This is a genomic window from Sorangium sp. So ce145, from assembly GCF_051525985.1.
Classification (GTDB): Bacteria; Myxococcota_A; Polyangia; order Polyangiales; family Polyangiaceae; genus Sorangium; species Sorangium cellulosum_B.
Genome location: NZ_CP150315.1, coordinates 11,204,265 through 11,226,053, shown reverse-complemented (window position 1 = coordinate 11,226,053; position 21,789 = coordinate 11,204,265). Strand labels below are relative to the sequence as shown.

At 67.8% G+C, this 21,789-nt stretch carries 8 protein-coding genes; all 8 read left to right on the top strand.

All coding sequences use genetic code 11. The features are described from left to right. The first annotated feature begins 181 nt into the window (after positions 1 to 181). Positions 182 to 346 (top strand): hypothetical protein, encoded by a 165-nt coding sequence (locus tag WMF34_RS41785; RefSeq protein ID WP_437991273.1) that lies wholly within the window; start codon positions 182 to 184, stop codon positions 344 to 346. After that, a complete protein-coding gene (locus WMF34_RS41780) occupies positions 343 to 624 on the top strand; it encodes a hypothetical protein (RefSeq protein WP_437991272.1) in 282 nt (93 codons plus the stop codon). The genes WMF34_RS41785 and WMF34_RS41780 overlap by 4 nt, the downstream gene beginning before the upstream one ends. A gap of 98 nt (positions 625 to 722) precedes the next feature. Next, positions 723 to 1,754, top strand: a complete 1,032-nt coding sequence (recA, locus tag WMF34_RS41775) for a recombinase RecA (protein ID WP_437991271.1) — start codon at positions 723 to 725, stop codon at positions 1,752 to 1,754. Positions 1,755 to 1,964: 210 nt separating this feature from the next. After that, on the top strand, positions 1,965 to 3,086 hold the full coding sequence (locus tag WMF34_RS41770) for an AAA family ATPase (RefSeq protein ID WP_437991270.1): 1,122 nt from the start codon (positions 1,965 to 1,967) through the stop codon (positions 3,084 to 3,086). Between the two features lie 74 nt (positions 3,087 to 3,160). After that, positions 3,161 to 3,487, top strand: coding sequence for a hypothetical protein (locus WMF34_RS41765; RefSeq protein ID WP_437991269.1), 327 nt, complete (start codon positions 3,161 to 3,163; stop codon positions 3,485 to 3,487). 1,327 nt (positions 3,488 to 4,814) lie between these two features. Then, positions 4,815 to 13,829: a neuraminidase-like domain-containing protein gene (locus tag WMF34_RS41760; RefSeq protein ID WP_437991268.1), complete on the top strand. Its 9,015-nt coding sequence runs from the start codon at positions 4,815 to 4,817 to the stop codon at positions 13,827 to 13,829. A gap of 10 nt (positions 13,830 to 13,839) precedes the next feature. Then, complete coding sequence (locus WMF34_RS41755; protein WP_437991267.1) at positions 13,840 to 20,952, top strand: SpvB/TcaC N-terminal domain-containing protein; 7,113 nt, start codon at positions 13,840 to 13,842, stop codon at positions 20,950 to 20,952. Positions 20,953 to 20,956: 4 nt separating this feature from the next. Then, positions 20,957 to 21,205, top strand: coding sequence for a hypothetical protein (locus WMF34_RS41750; RefSeq protein ID WP_437796437.1), 249 nt, complete (start codon positions 20,957 to 20,959; stop codon positions 21,203 to 21,205). The last annotated feature ends 584 nt before the right edge of the window (positions 21,206 to 21,789 follow it).

Below are 21,789 nucleotides of genomic sequence, written 5' to 3'. Positions count from 1 at the left end.
TCATCACGACAGCGAGGCCTACTTGGAGTCAAACGGCTCCCAGTCCGCGCTCTCGGTAGAGTGCGACTGTCCCAGGGACATCCCCTACGTCTGGTTACCGCCCGGTTGGCCGGATCCGCGCGCCCCGCCGATCAACATCCAGCCTCACATCGTGCGAGGATCACGGCTGTGCTCGCAGCCGATGGAGAAGGTCATCGAGGCCATCGCGCACAACAAGGGACGCACGCCCGGTGAGGTGCTGCACGAAATCGCTGTGCACTCCCAGCTGGAGAACGGCGAGAAGCTTCATCCGCCCCGCCGTCACGACGCACACCGTGCCCTCTCTTCTGGAGGCAATCCGCCGTGACAGAGACTCGCCAGTACCCGGCGGACGACGACACCTGGGACGGCCGTACCGAACGACCGCCACCGAACGGATCCATCCGACTCGATGACGCCAGCTACATGCGCGAGCGGATCACGGCGCTTCGGGAGCAAGTGGACCAGGGGCTCAGCGCGGCCGAAGATGCCACGCGCCCCGTCCAGGAGCGCGTTCTCTCCCGACACGAGGCGCGCCGCCGCATCGAGAAGGCGACGGAGACCATCTACAACCTGCTCGACGCTGCGGAGCGCGGCCTCCCCTGACGACCGCCCACGCAAGGGCAACCCGCCTGCGCAGGCCCTGTCTGCTGCGAGGCGCTCTCCTGTCTTGGCAACCCCCTCTTCAGCAAAGGACCTTCCCCATGAACGCTCACGTCAGCAAGGCCCGCGCCGTCCAGTCCGTGGTCGGTGCCATCGAGAAGCAATTCGGAAAGGGAGCCCTCATGGCCCTGGGAAGTGGCGACAGCATCCCCGAGATCCGCGTCATCCGCACTGGCTCGCTCGCGCTCGACGCCGCCCTCGGCATCGGCGGCTACCCGCGCGGCCGCGTCGTCGAGATCTACGGCCCGGAGTCGTCCGGCAAGACCACCCTCACGCTGCACGCCATGCGTGAGGCCCAGCGGACGGGTGGTGTCGCGGCGTTCATCGACGCCGAGCACGCGTTCGACGTCACCTACGCGCGGACCATCGGCGTCGACACCGACCGGCTCCTCGTGTCCCAGCCGGACAGCGGCGAGCAGGCGCTCGAGATCGCGGAGATGCTGACCCGCTCCTCGGCGGTGGACATCATCGTCATCGACTCGGTCGCCGCGCTCACGCCGAGGGCCGAGATCGAGGGGGACATGGGCGACCAGCACCTCGGGCTGCAGGCGCGGCTGATGAGCCAGGCCCTCCGCAAGCTCACCGGCATCGCGCACCGCACCGAGACCACCCTGATCTTCATCAACCAGCTCCGGCACAAGATCGGCGTCGTCTTCGGCAGCCCCGAGACGACCACGGGCGGCAATGCGCTCAAGTTCTACGCGAGCGTGCGCCTCGACGTGCGCCGGATCGGGACCGTGAAGGCGGGCGAGGACACGGTCGGGGCACGCACACGGGCGAAGATCGTCAAGAACAAGCTGGCGCCGCCCTTCAAGGAGGCGGAGTTCGACATCCGCTGGGGCAAGGGGATCGACGCCCCCGGCGACCTCGTCGACCACGGCCTCGCGACCGGGGTGATCCAGAAGAACGGCGCGCACCTCGCCTTCCGCGGCGAGCACATCGGCCACGGGCGCGATCGAGCTCGTGAGGCGCTGCTCGCGAACGGGACGCTGGCCGCCGCAGTGCGCGCCGGCGTCGAGGCGGCCGGGCACGAGCCCCAGGCGCGCCAGCGGGTCGAAGCCGCGGGGACCTGAGCCCTCGGCAGCGACGACCAAGAGCAGGTGGACAGCCCGCTGCGCTAGGGGGCGGGCTGTCTCCCCGCCCCGAGTTCCGCCCGCGGTCATCGCCCGGCGCGAGCGGGCTCCAGCCGAGTGGGCCGCACCCCGCTGGAGTTCCCCGCGACGGCCGCCGCTCCCGTCGCGCGGCGCGGGCCGCGCTTTCCCATCAGCAACTGAGGAGAGATCATGCTCCAGAAAGTCCGGATCCGGGGCTTCAAGACGATCGTGGATGTCACGTTGGAGCTCGGGCAGTTCAACGTGTTCGTCGGGCCGAACGGCGCCGGGAAGACCAACCTGCTCGAGGGTATCGCGCTGCTCGGCGCGGCTGCGCAGGGCCAGGTGGACCCGGACGCCTTGAACGCACGCGGGGTGCGGGTGACGCGGACCCAGCAACGCACCCTCCTCAGGACGTCAGGGCGTCGGCAGGCAAAAATGATCAACGAGGCGTGGGCTGAGGGCGCGTTCTACGAAGCCAGGCTCCAGGAACCCAGGACTTGGTCGTGGTCATGGAGCTTCGCCCGTGAGCGACTGATGGAGAACGGCGAGGAACTTGCTGCCCGAGAGCACAACGTGGGGCGCCTGGTGCTGGATCGAAAGACGGGGGATCTGGTCACAATCAGGCCGGAGCACGATCGCGGGATCGCTCCGTTGGTGTGCGCGGCGCGTGGTGAGGGGCCGCTCAGCAGGCTGCTCCGTGCCCTGGATCTGTTCGCCATCTACAGCCCTCACGGATCCTCCCCTGAGTCGATGAAAGGCGTGCTGTTCGAGTGCGCCCCCGAGTTGCAATGCGAGCGTATCGTCTGGCGACGGATCGTCGACGAGGTGCGCAGGCTCGCGGAGTGGGCCGAGGATGTGTCGGACGAGGGCGTCAGCTTCTCTGACCGTCATCTGCGTCGCGATGCGCGATGGATCTCTACCGGCGCCGCGGACGACGGCACGCGCCTCATCCTGTACACGCTCATGCTGCTACTGCTCCCCGAAGGCCCGTCCGTCTTGGCCCTCGAGAACGCTGACCACGCGCTGAGCCCGCGTCTTGCGCTCCGGGTTGCAGAACGGGTGCAGCATATCTTGCTGGACGAGCCCGGACGGCCGCAGGTGCTCATGGTCACGCAGCGGCCGGAGGTGCTCGACGCGCTCGAACTCGGGGATGACCGGGTGCGCCTCTTCATCGTGGACCGGAACAAGAGCGGGGCGACGGAGGTGACTCGGGTCGGGTACAGCGACGCGCTCGCCAGGTGCACGGAGAGGGGAATGACGCTCTCGCGGCTGTGGCGATCGGGCGCGCTCGGCGGGATGCCCAACGTGTGAGCGCAAGCCTCACATTAGGTACCAACGCAAGTTCGGAGCACGCGCGGGGATAAGAAACGTGAAGGAGGACGACCATGAACATTCTGCGTCGCGTCGCCCAGCTCGTGCTCGACATCAACAAGATCCAGGCCGAAGCCGTAGTGAAAATGTACGCTCGGTTCGGTCTCTACCGGCGGCTGTACATCGCCTGCGGATTCCCCGAGGGCACGGCGAGCCGTCTCGAGGAGCGGCTGCTCGCGCTCGGCCACGAGGGCGTGACGGAGCAGCACGAGATCCTGTGTCGGCTCGTGCGGGGTGACATCGGCGGTGCGCAGCTCGTTGAGGAGCTGGCGCGGTGGTTCTCGGGCTATATGGAAAGCTGCCAAGCCGCCGTGATGGACGAGCTGCACGCCGCTGCCTGATCCCAGGCGCAAGGCGTAGGAGGACGGGCAGAGGCTTCCGCCGTTCTCCTTTTAGCTCCTTGTTGCTCCTTGAGGAGGCCACTCACTCCAGCTTCTCGTTACACCCACTGCCCAGAAGTCCTAAATACCTTAGCGGACACCCGATACCGTGCGAGCCTCGATGTAGAGTCCGGCTCCGGTATCCTCGCATCCAGTGACACCGTTCAGCACGTGACACTTCGAGCTCCGGCTTCGGCCGGCCTGATGGCCAGATGCACGGATGGCGCTGTCCCACTGTGTGCGTGAAGGCTAAGCGAGCCTCGCCCGGTCCCCCGAGCGGGGACCCGACCCTTTGCGGTGGGTATGGGACGCCAGAAGCCCGCCGGAGAGTCGGCACGCTCTCATCTCACAGCGTGGCGGCGTTGGCCTCCGCCGTCCCGCAGCCTCCGCCTGGCCGCCACGAAACCCCCGTGTCCTCGACGTGCGCCACACCGCGCGCCTCCTGCTCTGCGCCGGTCCTGTCCATGTCGGTCTGATCCGCTCGATCGGGCACACGACGAAGGCTGCCGCGTCCGACGCGCTCCCAGGCGCTCCCCATCCCGGTCCCCCGCCGCCCTCATGACCGAACCGACGCCGCCTCACCCCTTGCGTGTGGGGTTGCAAGATTGAAGCCGGTGCGAACGAGAGGCATTCAGCGTCCACGAGCCAGGATGGATACGACGCCCTTTGGCATATTGCTTGCGTTGAGCACCGCGCGCGAACTCGAGAGGACGCTCGCGATAGGATCGGCGCATCCTCCACGGGTCCGAGTACGGCAGACGTCGAAACCTTGCTGCAACGAGATCGTGCCTTGATCTCGGAGCGACAAATAGGCAAGCCTGCTCTACTTAAGAAATACCAGCAACGAAGGCATCTCGTGGGGTGGGGCGGGTTCGTGGATCCATCAGGGTTGTTCCAAGTTGTGGCGCCGCCGTTCGGGCGGGATGGGTGGAGCCTGCACGTGGGACTGTGATGGCTCCTCCATTGCGGTCGCCCCTTCTGCGCAGAGCCGCCGTGCTCTCGACCATTCCCTCGTGGTAGCCAGACGACCGTGGAGGCCGCCTTCCGGGAGGCATTCCACCACGCCGCAGCGGGCACGGCCGAGCCCAGGGGTCGGCCTGTGGCGATGGAATTCCAAGCAGAATCGCGGGCTTATCAGGATGCCGTCTTCACGTCATCATGACATGGCTCTTCGGCATGGCGAGCTGTCGCTCGCCGTGTAGTCTCGCTGCATTGCTTACTCCCCCGCCCTGCGGATGGTGAGTTCTTTTAATCAACCCAGCATTCCTCTACGGAAGGTCATCATCCCATGATGGAACAGAACGAGCAGAAGCTCACGGTCGTGGGTCGTGTCGTTGACAGCCGCAGCCCCACCGGCAGCGACAGCGCAGCCGGCTTGCCGGGCGTGACGGTCGAGGTCTGGCTGAAGGCCGCCTCGACCGAGGTCGTCGCCGCGGTCACGACCGGTTCTTTGGGTGAGTTCGCCATCGGGCTCGATGCGGCGGCGCTCCGCCCTCTCCTCGGCGCCCACCCCGCATCGGCGTTCTTTCGTGTCTACCAGGGCAGCCAGCTGCTCATCGACACGGAAGAGTCCATCATGTGGCACGAGAACGGACCCAACCAGACGCTGCGCATTCCGGTGGACCCCACGAAACCCAAGGGTGCTGGGGCGCCGGCGCTCTGGAGCGTGCGCGGCCGGGTCACCGACTCGAGGGGCGCTCCGCTCGAAGGAATGATCGTCCACGCTTACGATCGCAATCTCGACCCGCCCGCGCCCAAGTTCCTCGGGAACAGCGCGACGGACGCCGCGGGGTACTACCGGATCGCCTATTCCCGGAGCCAGCTCGGACGCACCTCGAAGACACACGCGGACCTCGAGGTGAGCGCCTGCAAGCAGAACGGCGCGACGCTCCTCACGCTGTACACGCGTCGTGTCTGCCACGCGCCGGCCACGGCCGTTGTCGACATGGTCGTCGCGGGCAATTACCCCGGCGCGATCTCAGAGTACGAGCGCCTCATGGCCGCCGTCGCGCCCACCCTCGGCGCCCTGGAGCTCAAAAATCTCGATGAGGACCGCCTCGCGCTGGCCGCCTGCAGCGCCGGCGTGGATCGCCGGATGCTCGAGCTGGCGGCCGCCGCGGCCAGGATGGCCGAAGGGACCAGCATCGACCCCAAGATCTTCTATGGGCTTCTGCGGTGGGGCCTACCGGCGGAGCGGCCGGCCCTGCTCTCCCGTGGCCTCCCGACGCTGCGCGAAGCCCTCACGTGGGCCACCGAGGAGAGAGTTATCCCTTGGATGCTTCCGGCCGATATCGATGCGGTGCTGGCGCAGTTCAAGCCCCTCGTCGCAGGCGTTGCGTCCCAGGAAAGTGTGCCTGGTGCAGGATCGCTGGATCAGATGCTCGCGACCGCCATTCCGGTATCGAGCGAGCGGAACCTGCTGCTCGATCGCTATGTGGAGCACCAGGGGGACATCCCCTCGTTCTGGAGAACGCTCCGCAATTCGAAGAGCTTGCCGCAGGACGCCATCGCCGGCGCGCAGCGCACCTTTCAGCTCGGGGCCGTGACTCGCCACCACGTGCCGCTCATCAAGAAGCTGAACGAGCAGTTCCAGTCCGGCACGGTGCGTTCGCTGCGTGATCTCGCGCGGCGCGACGAGGCCGATTGGCTCACCCTGTTCGACCAGACGGTCGACGGGGCGCCCGTGGGCGTCCCCGCCACCGTTCCAGGCGCCACAATCCAGGAAAAGCGGCAGAACTATGCCGCGGTCCTGACCCGGACCCTGGAAAAAGCCTTTCCCGGAGCCGCCCTCGCCGGCCGCCTCCGCACAGCCGCTCCAGCGCTCGGCGACGCAGTCCGTTTCCTCGATGAGGCGCAGTTCGACTTCGGGCATCGCCGGCTCCGGGAGCACCTGAGCCGCAACCCGAGCGCCCTCTCCTTCGCGGCGCAGCCTGCCGTGACGATGGCCCAGCTCGCGGGCATGGAGCGGCTGCACAAGCTCACATCCTCCGCCTCCGAGATCAAAACGCTGATGAGCTACGGGCTCGACTCCGCGCAGAGCATCGTCCGCATGGGTCGCGCCCGCTTCTCCAGGCTCGTCTCGACCGAGATCGGGTCGGATCGCGCGGCCGCGATCTACCAGGCGGCGGATCGCGTCCTCGGTGGCTCCCACGCGCTCGCGGCGCGCCATCATGCCTCGTTCAACGCTACGACGATGTACGTGCTGTCGCAGGTTGAACCGCTCACGGGCGAGGTCGCGTTGGGCTTTCCCGACTGGCCGACGCTCTTCGGCTCGCTGGATTTCTGCGCCTGCGGACACTGCCGGTCGGTCTACAGCCCGGCCGCCTACCTCGTGGACCTCTTGCAGTTCCTCGAGCGCCAGGCCGCCAGTGTGCCCGCCGCTGGATCGAAGACGAGATACAACCTCTTCGAGCAGCAGGACACCACGATCCCGAGCGCCCACAAGTCGGCCTGCGACGTGCTGCTCGAGCGGCGCCCGGACATCGCCCGCCTGGAGCTCACGTGCGAGAACGCGGACACGGCCGTTCCCTACGTGGATCTCGTGAACGAGATCCTGGAGTACGCCGTCGCGAACACCTCGCTCTCGCCCGTGGTCGGCTTCCCCGATCACATCGCGACGGCGGGCACGGCTCCCGAGCTCGCCGCCCAGCCTCAGCCGCCCCCACCGTCGAAACAGGTCGTCTACGACAAAGCGTACGAGCTTCTCGCCGCGCAGCGCTATCCGTGGCGGCTCCCCTTCAACCAGGGGCTGGAAGAGGCGCGCCTCTACCTCGATCATCTGGGCGTGCCCCGCGCTCACCTGATGGAGGTGTTCCGCCGGGAGGACGGCGTCGATCCCGCCGAGTACGGCGTCCACATCGCGCTCGAGCGGCTCCGCCTCTCCGAGGAGGACCGAAGGCTCCTCGCCGGGACGCCACCTGCCGGAGCTCCAGGGCCCTTTGAACCGTGGATGCACTGGGGACTTTCCGAAAGCGCGAATGCCATCCCCGATCCCACTGGCGCGAGCGAGGACCCGATCCGCGGCAGCTGGGTCGTGGTGCTGCAGAACGTCGCCGTGCTGATGCATCGCCTCGGGGTCACCTACGATGAACTCACGGCCCTGCTTCACACGCGCTTCGTCAACCCGAATGGGCTGCTCGAGATCAGCACGGCCGACGGGGCGGCCCCGCTGACGTGCAAGACATCGGAGCTGCGCGTCTCGGCCCTGGAGCCCGAAGGGCTGCACCGGATGAACCGCTTCACCCGGATGCGCCGCGCGCTCGGCTGGTCCGTTGCCGAGCTGGACCAGGCGCTCTCGGTGCTGGGCGGCGGCACCAGCGACGAGACGCTGATCAGGCTGGCGGGCGCCGCCGTTCTGCAAACCGAGCTGCGCATGCCCGTGCTCGAGATGCTCGTTCTGTGGGGGCCGATCCAGACACGCTCGGGTCCTCTGCCCGAGGATCGTTCGCTCTACGAGCGGCTCTTTTTGAACAAGACCGTGGTCAACCCGGTCGATCCGGCGTTCCGCCTGAACAGCAGCGGCTCGGAGCTCGCGGACTCGGACGAACCGATCGCCGATCACGCGCCTGCCGTGCTCGCCGCGCTCCGCCTCAGCGCGGCCGATCTCGCGCTCCTCACGGACAGCGCCGTGAGCCAGGCGGCCATCCATGCTCCGCCGGTCGTGAGCGGCGGCCTGCTGAACCTCGCGAACCTGTCGAAGCTGTTCCGGGCGACCTCGCTTTCGCGGGCGCTCAAGCTGCCCTTGCGGGATCTCCTCGCGCTCTGCGCCATGTCGGGGAGCGATGTCCTCACGACGACCGATCCGGACGTGACGCGGCGGTTCGTCGAGGCGGCGCTCGCGGTGCGCGCGACGGGCTTCGGCGTGGCTCCCCTCGACTACGTGCTGCGTCATGTGGCGCCGCTTGCGAGCGGCCTGGTTCCTGAGCAGGCCCGCATCGATGCCGTGCTCGCCGATCTCACGGCCGGCCTCGCCCGGATCCGGAGCGCAATGGATGCGCCCGAGGACGCGAACACGCCCGCAGACACTGGCGAACCGCTCTCGGCGGAGGTCTTCGTGCGCCAGCGGCTCGGAGAGCAGCTCCGTCTGGACGCGGCGACGACGGCGCGGCTCCTCACGGAGACCCTCGTTGCCGAGGTCGATCCGAACCGCAAGGCGATCGCCGACTTCCTCGGAGGGCTCGATGGCGGCCCCACCCCGTCCGAGACCCACCGGCGCCGCACCTTCGTGCGCCTGGAGAAGATCGCCACGCTGGTCCGCCGGCTGAAGCTCACCGCGGACGAGCTGGCGTGGGTGATTGACCCTGCGTGGCTCGACCTGAACGCCCTGCCCGTCGAGCCCGCCGCGCCGCAGCTGCCGCAGTTCAACGGCTGGCTGCGGCTCACGGCCCTGCTGCGGGTGCGCGACGCGCTGCCGGCTGGCAAGGCTGCGCTCGCGGAGCTCTTCCGCCTGCACCCCACCGGCGTCGATGCGCAGGGGCAGCCGATCGAACTGCTCGCCCAGATCGCCGGGCGGACAGGCTGGCCGCTCGAGGACCTGTCGTCGCTCGCCGGGCCGGGTGGGTGGTTCACGGCCACCTTCGCAGCGCTCGGGCTCGATCAGCAGCTGGTACGGCTCGCCGACGCCACCGCCCTGCTCAAGCGCCTCGGCATGTCCGCCGCACAGGCAACGCCCTGGGCCGACGTCGATCAGACACCCGCCGGCGCGCGGGCGACGGCGGCCAGCATTCGCAATGCGGTCAAGGCCAAGTACAGCGAAGAGGCGTGGTCGGCCTTGGCCCGGCCGCTGCGGGACGTGCTGCGCGAGCGTCAGCGCGGGGCCCTGGTGGACACGCTCGTCTGGAAGCGGGGATATGCGAGCTCGGACGAGCTCTTCGCCGAGCTCCTCGTCGACGTCGAGATGAGCCCGTGCCAGCTCACCTCGCGCATCAAGCAGGCGATTGGCTCGGTGCAGCTCTTCGTCCAGCGCGCCTTGCTGCGCCTGGAGCGCGATGTCGTCCTTGGCGATGAGGCGGCCCGGGAGTGGACGTGGCTCAAGAGCTACCGGGTGTGGGAGGCCAATCGCAAGGTGTTCCTGTACCCGGAGAACTGGATCGAGCCCGAGCTGCGCGACGACAAGACGCCGTTCTTCAAGGCGCTCGAGAACGAGATGTTGCAGAGCGATCTCGACGAGCGCAGCGCCGAGCGCGCGTTCCGGGGCTACCTGGAGAAGCTCGACCAGGTTGCGCGGCTGGAGGTAATGGGCTTGGTGGCTGAGCGGGAAGCCGTGTTCATGGCGATGGACTCTGCCCCCGAGGTGCTGCACGTCTTCGCCCGCACCCGCGGCGCGCCGCACGTCCATTTCTACCGCCGCCTGGTGCGCGGCGCGACCTGGACGCCGTGGGAGAAGATCGAGCTCGACATCCAGAGCGAGCACCTGATCCCGGTCGTCCATGAGCACCGGCTGCTGCTCTTCTGGGCCATGCTCGAGGAGGTCCCGCAGGACAATCAGGGTACGAACCAGAACGGTCAACCCCCCAGCGCCGACATCCGTGTAAGGCTCGCATTCAGCGAGTACGAGGATGGGAAGTGGTCGGCACGGCGCGTCGTGGACACACCGCCGCTCCGCCTGTTCAAATCGACGCCGCCGCCAGATTTCGACGCCTCGATCCACTTCCGGGCCTTCTCCCGCTCGGGCGGGAATCACCAGCCCAGCGAGCTCGTGGTGCAATGCCTCGTTTCACTGAGCGCGATTCTCGATGTCGCGCCCACCTGGTCCCCGAGCCTCGTGCGCGGCGAGTTCGTGCTCTCGGGCTGCAGTGGGAGCTGGCAGCTGAGCGACTACACCTCCGAATACCGCCTGATCCCCCGCCGGCGGCCCGGCCGGGCGATTCAGGACCGGATGGCCCTGCGCGAGTTGGCCTCGAGGACGAACGACGGCCGGATGTATGCGCCGGCCGGCAGGGTCAAATCGGCGACGGACAAGGAACTCGCCGAGGGCGGCGAAGTGCTCACGGTGCTCTACAAGACCCCGGGCACGTTCCGGCTCGTCCTGCCGCACTCGGAGGAAGACTTCCTCGCAAACGATCCCTTCTTCTACGAGGACAGCACCCGCAGCTTCTTCGTCACCCCCGAGCCCGAGCCCCTGCCGCCATTGCAGCAGGCCGATCTCGCCTTCCCTAACATGCGCGCGACGGCGCCGACCGGCCTCAGGAGCGTCACCCTCGCCATGAGCCGCGAGGTGGAGCAGTGGGCGAACGAGCCGTCCGAGCCCATGTACAGCTTCCGGCCTATGCCGCGCCACCACCTGCGCTTCGCCACGTTCCAGCACCCGTATGTCTGCGAGCTCATCAGCGAGCTGCGCCGCCATGGCGTGCTCGACGGCCTGCTCAACTGGTCGCGGCGCACGCCGCCGCTGCAGCTCGAGAGCCGCTCGGTCTTCGAAGACGTGTACAGCCCAGGCGACGCGGTCGTCGACCCGTACCCCATCGAGGACATCGATTTTTCCTGGGGCGGCGCTTACTCCGCGTACAACTGGGAGCTGTTCTTCCACGCGCCGCTGCTCATCGCTGATCGCCTGAGCGAAAACCAGCGCTTCGAGGAGGCGCAGCGCTGGTTCCACGCCATCTTCGACCCGACCACCGGATCGACGGATCCGGTGCCGGCGCGGTTCTGGAAATTCCGCCCGTTTTACGAGAACACCCACCTGTACTCCATCCTCACACTGCTCGGCGAGCTCGATCCGCGCGACCCTCTCTCGCAGCAGCTCCGGAACCAGATCGCGGCCTGGCGGCGCGAGCCGTTCAACCCGCACCTCCTCGCGCGGATGCGGATCGTCGCCTACCAGAAGACGGTCGTGATGAAGTACATCGACAACCTGATCCGGTGGGGCGATCAGCTCTTCCGCCGGGACACGATCGAGTCGATCAACGAGGCGACCCAGCTCTATGTGCTCGCGGCCGGCATCCTCGGCCCGCGCCCGCGCGCGATCCCGCCGCGTGCGACCGTTGCCCCCAAGACCTATCGCGAGCTCGAGCCGCTGCTCGATAGCTTCTCGAACGCGCTCGTCGAGATCGAGGCCTTCGTCGACCCGGCCGATGTCGCCGGAAGTGACGACGACGAGGGCGGCGATCGAGAGGCGCTGATCCTTCCGACGACGCTCTACTTCTGCGTGCCGCCGAACGACAAGCTCCTCGGCTACTGGGATATCGTCGCCGATCGCCTGTTCAAGATCCGCCACTGCATGAACATCGAGGGCGTCGTGCGGCAGCTGCCGCTCTACGAGCCGCCGATCGACCCGGCGCTGCTCGTGCAGGCGGCCGCGGCGGGCGTGGATCTCACGACCGTGATCAACGATGTCGCGGTGCCGGCGCCGCACCACCGCTTCCAGGTGTTGCTGCAGAAGGCCAGCGAGCTGTGCGCCGAAGTCAAGGCGCTCGGTGCGTCGCTGCTCGCTGCGCGCGAGAAGCGCGACGCCGAGGCGCTCGCGGTGCTGCGCGCCGGGCACGAGGCGCAGCTGCTCGACACCCTGCGCCAGGTCAAGGAGCGCCAGGTGGACGAGGCGCGCGAGGGGCTGGCCGCGCTGCGCGCGTCGCGCGAGGGGGTCAGCCGGCGCCACCAGTTCTACCGGGACGCGTCGTACATGAACGTGTGGGAGGCGGGTCATCTGGCGATAAGCGGTGCGGCCGCGGTGACCCAGGCCGTCACCGAGGCGTCGATGGCCGGAGCGGCTGCCGCGCACATGGTGCCGACGGTGACCGCTGGCGCCGCGGGTATCTCCAGCCCCGTGGCCCTCACCACCACGGTGGACGGCAGCAAGCTGGGCGCGTCGTCGGAGGCCGGCACCAAGGCGGCGAGCATTGCGGTCACGCTCCTGCGCGAGGCCGCCGCCGTCAGCGCCACGATGGGCAGCTACGAGCGGCGCTGGGACGAGTGGAAGCTGCAGGAGGATCTCGCCGCCCACGAGCTCGTGCAGCTCGACAAGCAGATCGCCGCCGCCGGGCTGCGCGTCGCGATCGCCGAGAAGGAGCGCGCGGCCCACGATCTCCAGATCGAGCAGGCCCGCGAGGAGCACGCCTACCTGCGCGACAAGTTCACGAACGAGCAGCTCTACCACTGGATGGCCGGACAGGTCGCCGCCGTCTACACCCAGGCATTCCAGCTCGCCTACGACATGGCCAAGCGGGCCGAGAAGGCCTTCCGCTTCGAGCGCGGCGTCAGCTCGTCGTCCTATATCCAGTTCGGCCAGTGGGACAACCTGCGCGGCGGCCTGCTCGCCGGCGAGCGCCTGAGCCTCGACCTCAAGCGCCTGGAGCTGGCCTACATGGAGTACGATCGGCGCGAGCTCGAGCTCACCAAGCACGTGTCGTTGCTTCTGCACGATCCGGTCGCGCTCATGACGCTCAAAGCGACCGGAAAGTGCGTCGTGAGGCTGCCCGAGGCGCTGTTCGACATGGACTACCCGGGACACACCATGAGGCGCATTAAGAGCGTCAGCCTGACGCTGCCCTGCGTCGCCGGGCCCTACGCCTCGGTCAATTGCACACTGACCTTGATGTCGAGCAGGGTGCGTACCACCACGAACCCCGCCGATTATGCCGCGCAGTCGGAGCAGGATGTCGCCTGGGGGTTCACGCCGGTCCAGGCGATCGCGACCAGCCATGCGCAGAACGACAGCGGGACGTTCGAGCTCAACTTCCGGGACGAGCGGTACTTGCCCTTCGAGGGCGCCGGGGCGATCTCCGACTGGCAGATCGAGTTGCCGGCGGACACGCAGGCGTTCGATGTCGACACCCTCTCCGACGTGGTCATCCACCTGCGCTACACGGCGCGCGACGGCGGCGGGCCGCTCCGTGATGCGGCGCGGGCCGCGCGCGATGAATGGCTCAAGAACGCGGAGGAGACGGCGCTCGCGCGCCTGATCAGCCTGCGGCAGGAGTTCTCCGTGGGGTGGCAGGGCTTCCTCGATCCGGCCGGCAATCGCACGCTCCCCATTGCACTGGGGCCGGAGCGGTTTCCGTTCCAGCTCCGGAGCAAGGAGCTGAAGATTCATCGGGTCGAGGCGTATGTGAAGCTCAAGCCGCAACAGGCCCTGTCCTTCGTTCTCGGGCTGACGCCTCCTCCGGGCACCGCTCAACGCATCGACTTCGAGCTAGCGCCCATCCTCAACGACCAGCAACAGCCCGTTCGCCAGGATCTGCTCCGCGACGACAAGGACTGCTCCAACGCACCCCTTGGCACGTGGGTGCTCTCGGCGACCGAAGCTGCGACGGAGCTCGCCACTGAGATCGACGACATCGCCCTGATCGTCCACTACACGGCAGGCTGAGGGGGGCATCATGAGCTATCGATCTTCGACGAACGATCCTCAGGCCCAGCGCGGTACTTTCCCAGCGCCCGCACGATGGGGAACGACCGAGACCAACGAGCGCGGGCTCACACGAACGACCGGGGCCCACGAGGTCGGCATCAGGCCGATCGCTTCGCCCACGCCCACCCTGCCGAAAGGAGGCGGCGCCATCCGTGGCATCGGCGAGACGTTCTCCGTCGGCGCCGCCATAGGCACCGGAACGCTGACGGTGCCGATCGCCACGAGTCCCGGCCGATCCGGGTTTCACCCTGAGCTCTCGCTCGTGTACGACTCGGGCGCCGGGAGCGGCCCCTTTGGCATCGGGTGGCGGCTGTCCGTGCCCCAGATCACGCGCAAGACCGAGAAAGGGCTGCCGCGCTACGATGATGCGCAGGAGTCAGACGTGTTCGTGCTCTCCGGCGCCGAGGATTTGGTTCCCGTGCTGGGCGACGACGGAAAGCGCCACCGCGATGAGGACGGCGAGGAGTTCGTCTACGGCTATCGGCCGCGCATCGAGGGAGAGTTCGCGCGCATCGAGCGGCGCCAGCACCGGACGAGCGGCGCGGTGTACTGGAAGGTGACGACCCGCGACAACGTCACCAGCATCTATGGGCGATCGGAGGGCGCGCGGATCGCCGATCCGAAGGCGCCGCGGCGCATCTTCTCCTGGCTTCTGGAGGAGACGCGCGACGACCGAGGCAACGTGATCACGTACGAGTACAAGCCCGAAGATCTCGCCGGCGTGACGGGCGGCGGGCCTCACGAGGCGCACCGGCACGCCGGGGCCTCGGCGATCGTGAACCGCTATCTGAAGCGGATCCGGTACGGCAACATGACGCCGGGAGACCCGTCGTCGATGCTCTTCGACGTGGTCTTCGATTACGGCGAGCACGACGCCGAGGCGCCGGCGATCGAGGGGCCGGGCACCTGGCCGTGCCGGGCCGACGCGTTCTCCACCTACCGCGCCGGCTTCGAGGTCCGCACCTACCGGCTCTGCCGGCGCGTGCTGATGTTCCACACGATGGAGGAGCTCGGTTCAGGCCCTTGCCTGGTGAAGGCCACCGAGCTCGCCTATGCGGACAGCCCGGTCCTCACCCGGCTCACGTCGGTGACGCACACCGGGTATGTCCGCAATCCGGAGACGCTCGTTTCTACCAAGGAATCGTATCCGCCGATCGAGCTCGGCTACTCGCTCCCCGAGATCCAGACGACGGTCAAGGAGCTCGACAAGACGAGCGCAGCGGATCTCGCCGGCGCGCTTCAGGGAACGCATGCCTGGGTGGACCTCGACGGCGAAGCGCTCCCCGGCCTGCTCGCGCGCCAGGGCGAGGCGCTGTTCTACAAGCGCAACCTCGGCGGCGGGGAGCTCGGGCCGGCGCTCGCCTTGCCGACCAGGCCTTCGCTGAGCAGCGGTGGGCTAGAGGTGCTGGATCTCGACGGCGATGGCTACAAGGAGATGGTCTTCTTCGAGCGGCCCGTGGCGGGCTACTTCGACCGGACCCGAGAGGGCTCCTGGACGCCTTTCGTGCCGTTTGCCGCGCAGCCGGTGATCGACTGGTCGGACCCGAACTTCCAGCTCGTCGACCTGAACGGCGACGGACACGAGGACATCCTCCTCGCGCGCGGCGACATGATGGTGTGGTATCCATCGCTCGCGAAAGGAGGGTTCGACAAGCCCATCACGATGCCGGCGCCGCGCGACGGAGAACATGGTCCGGCGCTGGTCTTTGCCGACGGCACCCAGACCCTGTTCCTCGCCGACATGAGCGGCGACGGGCTCACCGATCTGGTCCGCATCCGCAACGGCAGCGTCTGCTACTGGCCCAACCTGGGGTATGGCCGGTTCGGGGCGAAGGTGGAGATGGCCCGAGCGCCCTGGTTCGATGAGCCGGACCAGTTCGACCCGCGCCGGATCCGGCTCGCCGACCTCGACGGGTCGGGCACCACCGACATCCTCTACATTCACCGTGAGGGGGCGCGCATCTACGAGAACCAGGCAGGCAACGAGCTCGGGGCCCCGGTTCTCCTCCCGCGGCTGCCCGACCAGAGCTCGCTGTCCAGCGTCGCCGCGCTCGATCTGCTCGGCACCGGGACAGGGTGCCTCGTGTGGTCGAGCCCGCTGCCCGGCGCCGTCGCGGCGCCGCTCCGGTACATCGATCTGCTCGGCGGCAAGAAGCCGTATCTCTTGGCTTCGGTGAAGAACAACCTGGGGCTCGAGACGCGGCTCGCGTATGCGCCTTCGACGAAGTTCTACCTGGCCGATCGGGCGGCCGGCCACCCCTGGGTCACGAGGCTCCCGTTCGTGGTCCACGTCGTCGAGCGTGTCGAGGTGTTCGACGCGGTCTCGCGGCACCGCTTCGTCACGACGTACGCGTACCATCACGGCGACTACGACGGCGTGGAGCGGGAGATGCGTGGCTTCGGCATGGTCGAGCAGCTCGACACCGAGTCCTTCTCGGCCTTCAGCGGTGCAGGCGTCACGCCGCCCCCGGCCAACGCCGATCCCGAGCTGCACCTGCCGCCGGTGCGCACGAAGACGTGGTTCCATACCGGCGCCTGGTTCGAAAGGGGCACGATCGCGCGGCAATACGAGAGCGAGTATTACGCTGGCGATGGGGCTGCGACCCGCCTGGGCGATCCGCCCCTTCCGGACGGCCTGCGCGCCGGCGAGATGCCTGAGGCGTGCCGGGCGCTCAAGGGGCGCGTCCTCCGCCAGGAAGTCTATGCCCTCGATGGGTCAGCGCAGGAACCACATCCGTACCTCGTGACGGAGCACAGCCATTCGATCCAGCGCCTCCAGCCCGCCGTGGGCAATGCGCACGGCGTGTTCTTCGCCCACGCGCGCGAGACGCTGGAGCACCATTACGAGCGTGACGCGAGCGATCCGCGCGTCACGCACACGCTCAGGCTGGAGGTCGATGAGTACGGCACCGTCAAGCGGGTCGCGCAGATCGGGGTTCGTCGCCGGGTGGCGCGGACAGCGTTCCCCGAGCAGGCGCAGGGGAAGGCAACGCTGGCGGAGCACAAGGTGGCGCACCTGATCCCGAGCGGGGGCGGCGCCTACCGCATCGGTGTCCCCCTGGAGAGCCGGACGTACGAGCTGCACGGGCTGCCGCTCGACCAGGAGCGCGTGCTCTCGTTCGACGCGGTGCTGGCCGCGGCCGACGCCGCGGAAGAGCTCGCGTACGACGGCACGCCGGACGGCTCCCTGCAGAAACGCCTCCTTCAGCACACGTGCACGAGATACTGGCGCGACGACCTCACCGGACCGCTGCCGTTCGGTCAGGTGGAGGGCAGGGCGCTGGTCTATGAGCGCTTTGCCAAGGCGCTCACACCCTCTCTCGTCACGTCGGTGTTCGGGGAGCGCGTGACGGACGCCATCCTCACCGAGGGCGGCTACCTGAAGCTTGACGGCGACCCGGACTTCTGGGTGTCCTCGGGGCACGCGGTGCCCTCGGCCGCCGATTTCTACCTGCCGAGGACCTTCGTCGATCCGTTCGGCAATGCGTCGCATGTCGTCTACGATCGCCATCGCCTGCTCGTGACGCAGGCGACGGATCCGCTCGGCAATACCGTCGTTACAGTCCCCGACTACCGCGTTCTCGCGGCCGCGGGGATCACCGACGCGAACAGCAACGTGAGCGAGGTGCGGTTCGACGCGCTCGGCAGGGTCACGGCGATGGCGCTGGTGGGCAAGCCGGGCGCCGGCGAGGGCGACACGCTCGACGATCCGACGGAGACGTTCGCGTACGATCTGGAGCGCTTCCGCCGCACCGGCAAGCCGAACGTGGTGCACGCGCGCGCCCGGGAGCAGCACGGCGCAGGCAACCCGCGCTGGCTCGACACCTACAGCTACTCCGACGGCTCGGGCAACGAGGTGCTCCGCAAGGTGCGGGCCGAGCCGGGGCTCGTGCCGACGCGCGACCCGAGCGGCGCGCTCGTGCACGACGCGCAGGGCAACCTGGTCTTTTCGCACACGGCATCGCGCTGGGTGGGCACCGGGCGCGTGGTGCTCGACAACAAGGGCAATCCCGTCAAGCAGTACGAGCCATTTTTCAGCGCCACCCACGAGTATGAGGACGAAGCCGAGCTCGTTGAGTGGGGGGTCACCCCGATCCTGCGGTACGATCCGCTCGGCCGGCTCATCCGCACCGATCTGCCCAACGGCACCTTCTCCAGGGTCACCTTCGACGCCTGGCAGCAGACGTCGGAGGATCCCAATGATACCGTGCTGGAGAGCGCTTGGTATGCCGCGCGCCGGGCTTTGCCGCCGGGTGACTCCGAGCGCCGCGCGGCAGACCTCGCCGCTGCGCACGCGGGCACGCCGGCCGTCAGCCACCTGGACGCGCTCGGGCGCGTGTTCCGAACCGTGGCGGACAACGGTCCGGACGGCCCGTACGTCACCCAGACCACCCTCGACATTGAGGGGCAGCCGCTCCTGATCACCGACGCGCGCGGCAACGCAGCGATGCGCCACCGCTTCGGCCTAGGCGGGCAGCTTCTCTACCAGCAGAGCCAGGACAGCGGCGAGCGCTGGATGCTGGCGGACGCGACAGGGCAGCGGCTCCGCGCCTGGAACGGCCGGGGGTTCAGCTACCGATGGTCCTATGACGTGCTACGCCGGATAACCCTCGAGCACGTGCAACCCCTCTCAGCGAGCGAGCGCCTCGCGCGGCGGTACGTCTATGGCGAAGCCCATCCGCAGGCGACCGCCCTGAACCTGCGCCGGCAGGCGCACCAGGTGTATGATGGCGCGGGTGTGGTGACGAGCCAGGCGTACGACTTCAAGGGCAATCTGCTGCAGGCGTCGCGCCGGCTGCGCAGCGATGTGCACGGTGACGCCGACTGGTCGGTGCTATCGGCGCTCACGGATGTGGCCGCCATCGCCGCCGCCGCCGAGCCGCTGCTCGAGGTCGAGAGCTTCGGAACGCAGACGGCGTATGACGCGCTGAACCGCCCGACCAGCCTGACCGCCCCGGATGGCCTGACCGCCTCGGATGCGAGCGAGATCAAGCCCACGTACAACGAGGCGAGCCTGCTCGAGCGCATCCAGGTGCGCGTCCGGGGGGCGGCGGCATGGACGACCTTCGTTGACAAGATTGACTACGACGCGAAGGGCCAGCGGGAGCGGATCGACTACGGCAACGGCACGTCCACGGTGTACACGTACGATCAGCTGACCTTCCGGCTCGCGCGCCTCCGGACGACGCGCAGCTCGGATGGCGCCGTTCTCCAGAACCTCACGTACACGTACGACCCCATCGGGAACATCGTCGAGATCAACGATAGCGCTCAGCAGACGGTGTTCTTCAACAACGCCGTGGTGTCGCCGAACGCGCAGTACATCTACGACGCGGTCTATCGCCTGATCGAGGCGACGGGACGAGAGCACGCGGGTGGGCTCGCCGACGTGCAGCGCGACCAGAACGACCTGCCGATTCAGGCGCTGCCCCACGCGAACGACTGGCAGGCCCTCAGGAACTACACCGAGCAGTACTTTTACGACGCCGTCGGCAACATCCAGCGGATGGAGCATCTGGCCGGCGCGGGAACCTGGATCCGGCGGTATTCCTATGAGATGACGAGCAACCGGCTTAAGAGCACCTTCGGGGATCCTGAAGACGAGCCGTCCAGCCCGATGTATGTCCATGATGCCCACGGCAACATGACGGCCATGCCGCACATCGCAGCGCTCACGTGGGATGAGAGCGACCAGCTGCGAAGCACCGATCTCGACGGCGGCGGAGTCGTGTATTACACCTACGACGCGGCCGGGCAGCGCGTGCGCAAGGTCTGGGAGCACAACGGGCTCGTCGAGGAGCGCATCTACATCGGCGGCTACGAGGTCTACCGCAAGCGCAACGCGACCGGGCTCATGCTCGAGCGACAGACGCTGCACGTGGTGGATGGCGCGCGACGGGTGGCGATGGTGGAGACCAAGACGGTCGACACCTCGGGGCCGTTCACGGTGACGCCCCGGGTGCGCTATCAGCTCGACAACCACCTCGGGTCGGCGTCGCTGGAGGTCGACGGGGCAGGGCTCGTGATCGGCTACGAGGAGTACCACCCCTTCGGGACGACGGCGTACTGGTCGGCCAGCAGCGCCGCAGAGGTGAGCCGGAGGCGGTATCGGTATACCGGGAAGGAGCGTGACGAGGAGACGGGGCTCTACTACCACGGGGCGAGGTACTATGCCTGCTGGCTTGGGAGGTGGACGGCGGCGGATCCGGCGGGAATGGTGGATGGTCCCGGGTTGTATACATACGTGAGGGGGAATCCGGTTCGGCTGACGGATCCGAACGGGCACCAAGCAGCCAAGAAGATTGCGGAGGAGGTGATAGAGGAGGCTCCGCGTTCTGGTGTTCGCCTGGCAACAGGGGCGGCTTCTGGACCAATGGCGACCGCTGCTCCTGTAACTGGATCGGGGTTCGTCGTGGCTCCGCTCGCCTTAGCAGACGTTTCGCTCGCGGGCGCCTACGCGGGTCTTATGTACCTCTATGCGAAGGCGGCGGCGTCCGTGAGTGGGTTCGGAAACCCATTCGGCCAGCCACGCCAATACGCTGCGTTTCCGGTCCTGCAGCACCTTTCCGCTCGTCCGCCTGCACCGCAAGCAGCAGGCTCGTCTGGCCCGCCGCCACCCCCGGCACCGGCGCCTCCGCTGCCACCCCCGGCGCCGTCACCCCCGGCACCGGCGCCCCCGGCACCGGCGCCCCCGCCGCCACCCCCGGCACCGGCGCCTCCGGCACCGCCGCCCCCGGCGCCGTCACCCCCGGCACCGGCGCTCCCGCCGCCACCCCCGGCACCGGCAGCGCCGAATGCTCCGGCGCCGCATGACGCTCCTGGGCAGCCCGCTGCTCCCGGACAGCCCGCCGCTCCTGCACGGCCGGCTCGTCCGCCTCACAAATATGCTGGTAAGACGGTCGAGCAGATCTTGAAGGAAAAGAAGGGCAGCATTACGCAAGCCCCGCTCGAAAAAGGTTCACCGAACTGGAACGACGTGCGCAAGGAAAGCTGGGCGGACATCTCGAGGAAAGCCGAACGGGATGTACCGGGGTACCGGACCATCAGGAAACTCCTCACGGACAAGCGGTTTGATAGGTAATGCAATGGACGCGATGAACGAGTTGCTCTCCTTTCTGCAGCGGCTGGATGCTGGCCATATCAGCTACACCCTCGCACACAACCGAGATGAGTCGATCATGGTGCTCGTGGCGGTGCCGGGCGAACGGTGGGAGGTCGAGTTCTTTTCCGACAGAGGTGTGGAGGTCGAGGTTTTCACGAGTACCGGTAAAATCCTCGCCGGCGATGCGCTCGAGGGACTCTTTGCGAGGCATTCGAGCGCTGAGCATGAATGAAAAAGCTGAATCGAACAAAAGCTGAATCGAACCCAGGTTTGTGCTGGCCACCTGCGCCATCCGTCGGAGTTTCGCAGAGTCAAGCCGCTCGACGATAGGTGTGATGGAGCCCTCCGAGCGCGGGTGTCTTGACGATGCGGCCATTCGAGTTGTCCGGCTGGTCGCTGCCTGCCGGGATCTTCTGTCGTATGCCCTGATGGGGTCGCTCCCCGTTGAAATACCGGGCGTTGTACTAGCTACCTGCATCATCCGCCGGGTATCGCGGCGTCGAGCCCCTTCGACAGCCCGGCATTGTTGGTGTTGAGCCTCGCCATCGAAAGATGTCCATACGCCGGTTTAAGCGGGCCGAAGATGGCGATGGTGAACGCCCGGAGCGGCTAATGGAGAGGTTCCCAGCGGCGGTGTTCCAGAAGCTGAAGCATTTGGCACACCGCGTTCCCCTGATCGACCCCTCGGATCTCCCGGGAAATCAGCGCATCGAGCAGCCGGTTTCGAGCGAAACTTCTGGGACGCCTCCGTCATGGGCTCGAAGCGCCCGATGGAGGACCGAGGACCACACGCCGAGCTTCTCGGCCGTCTTCCGG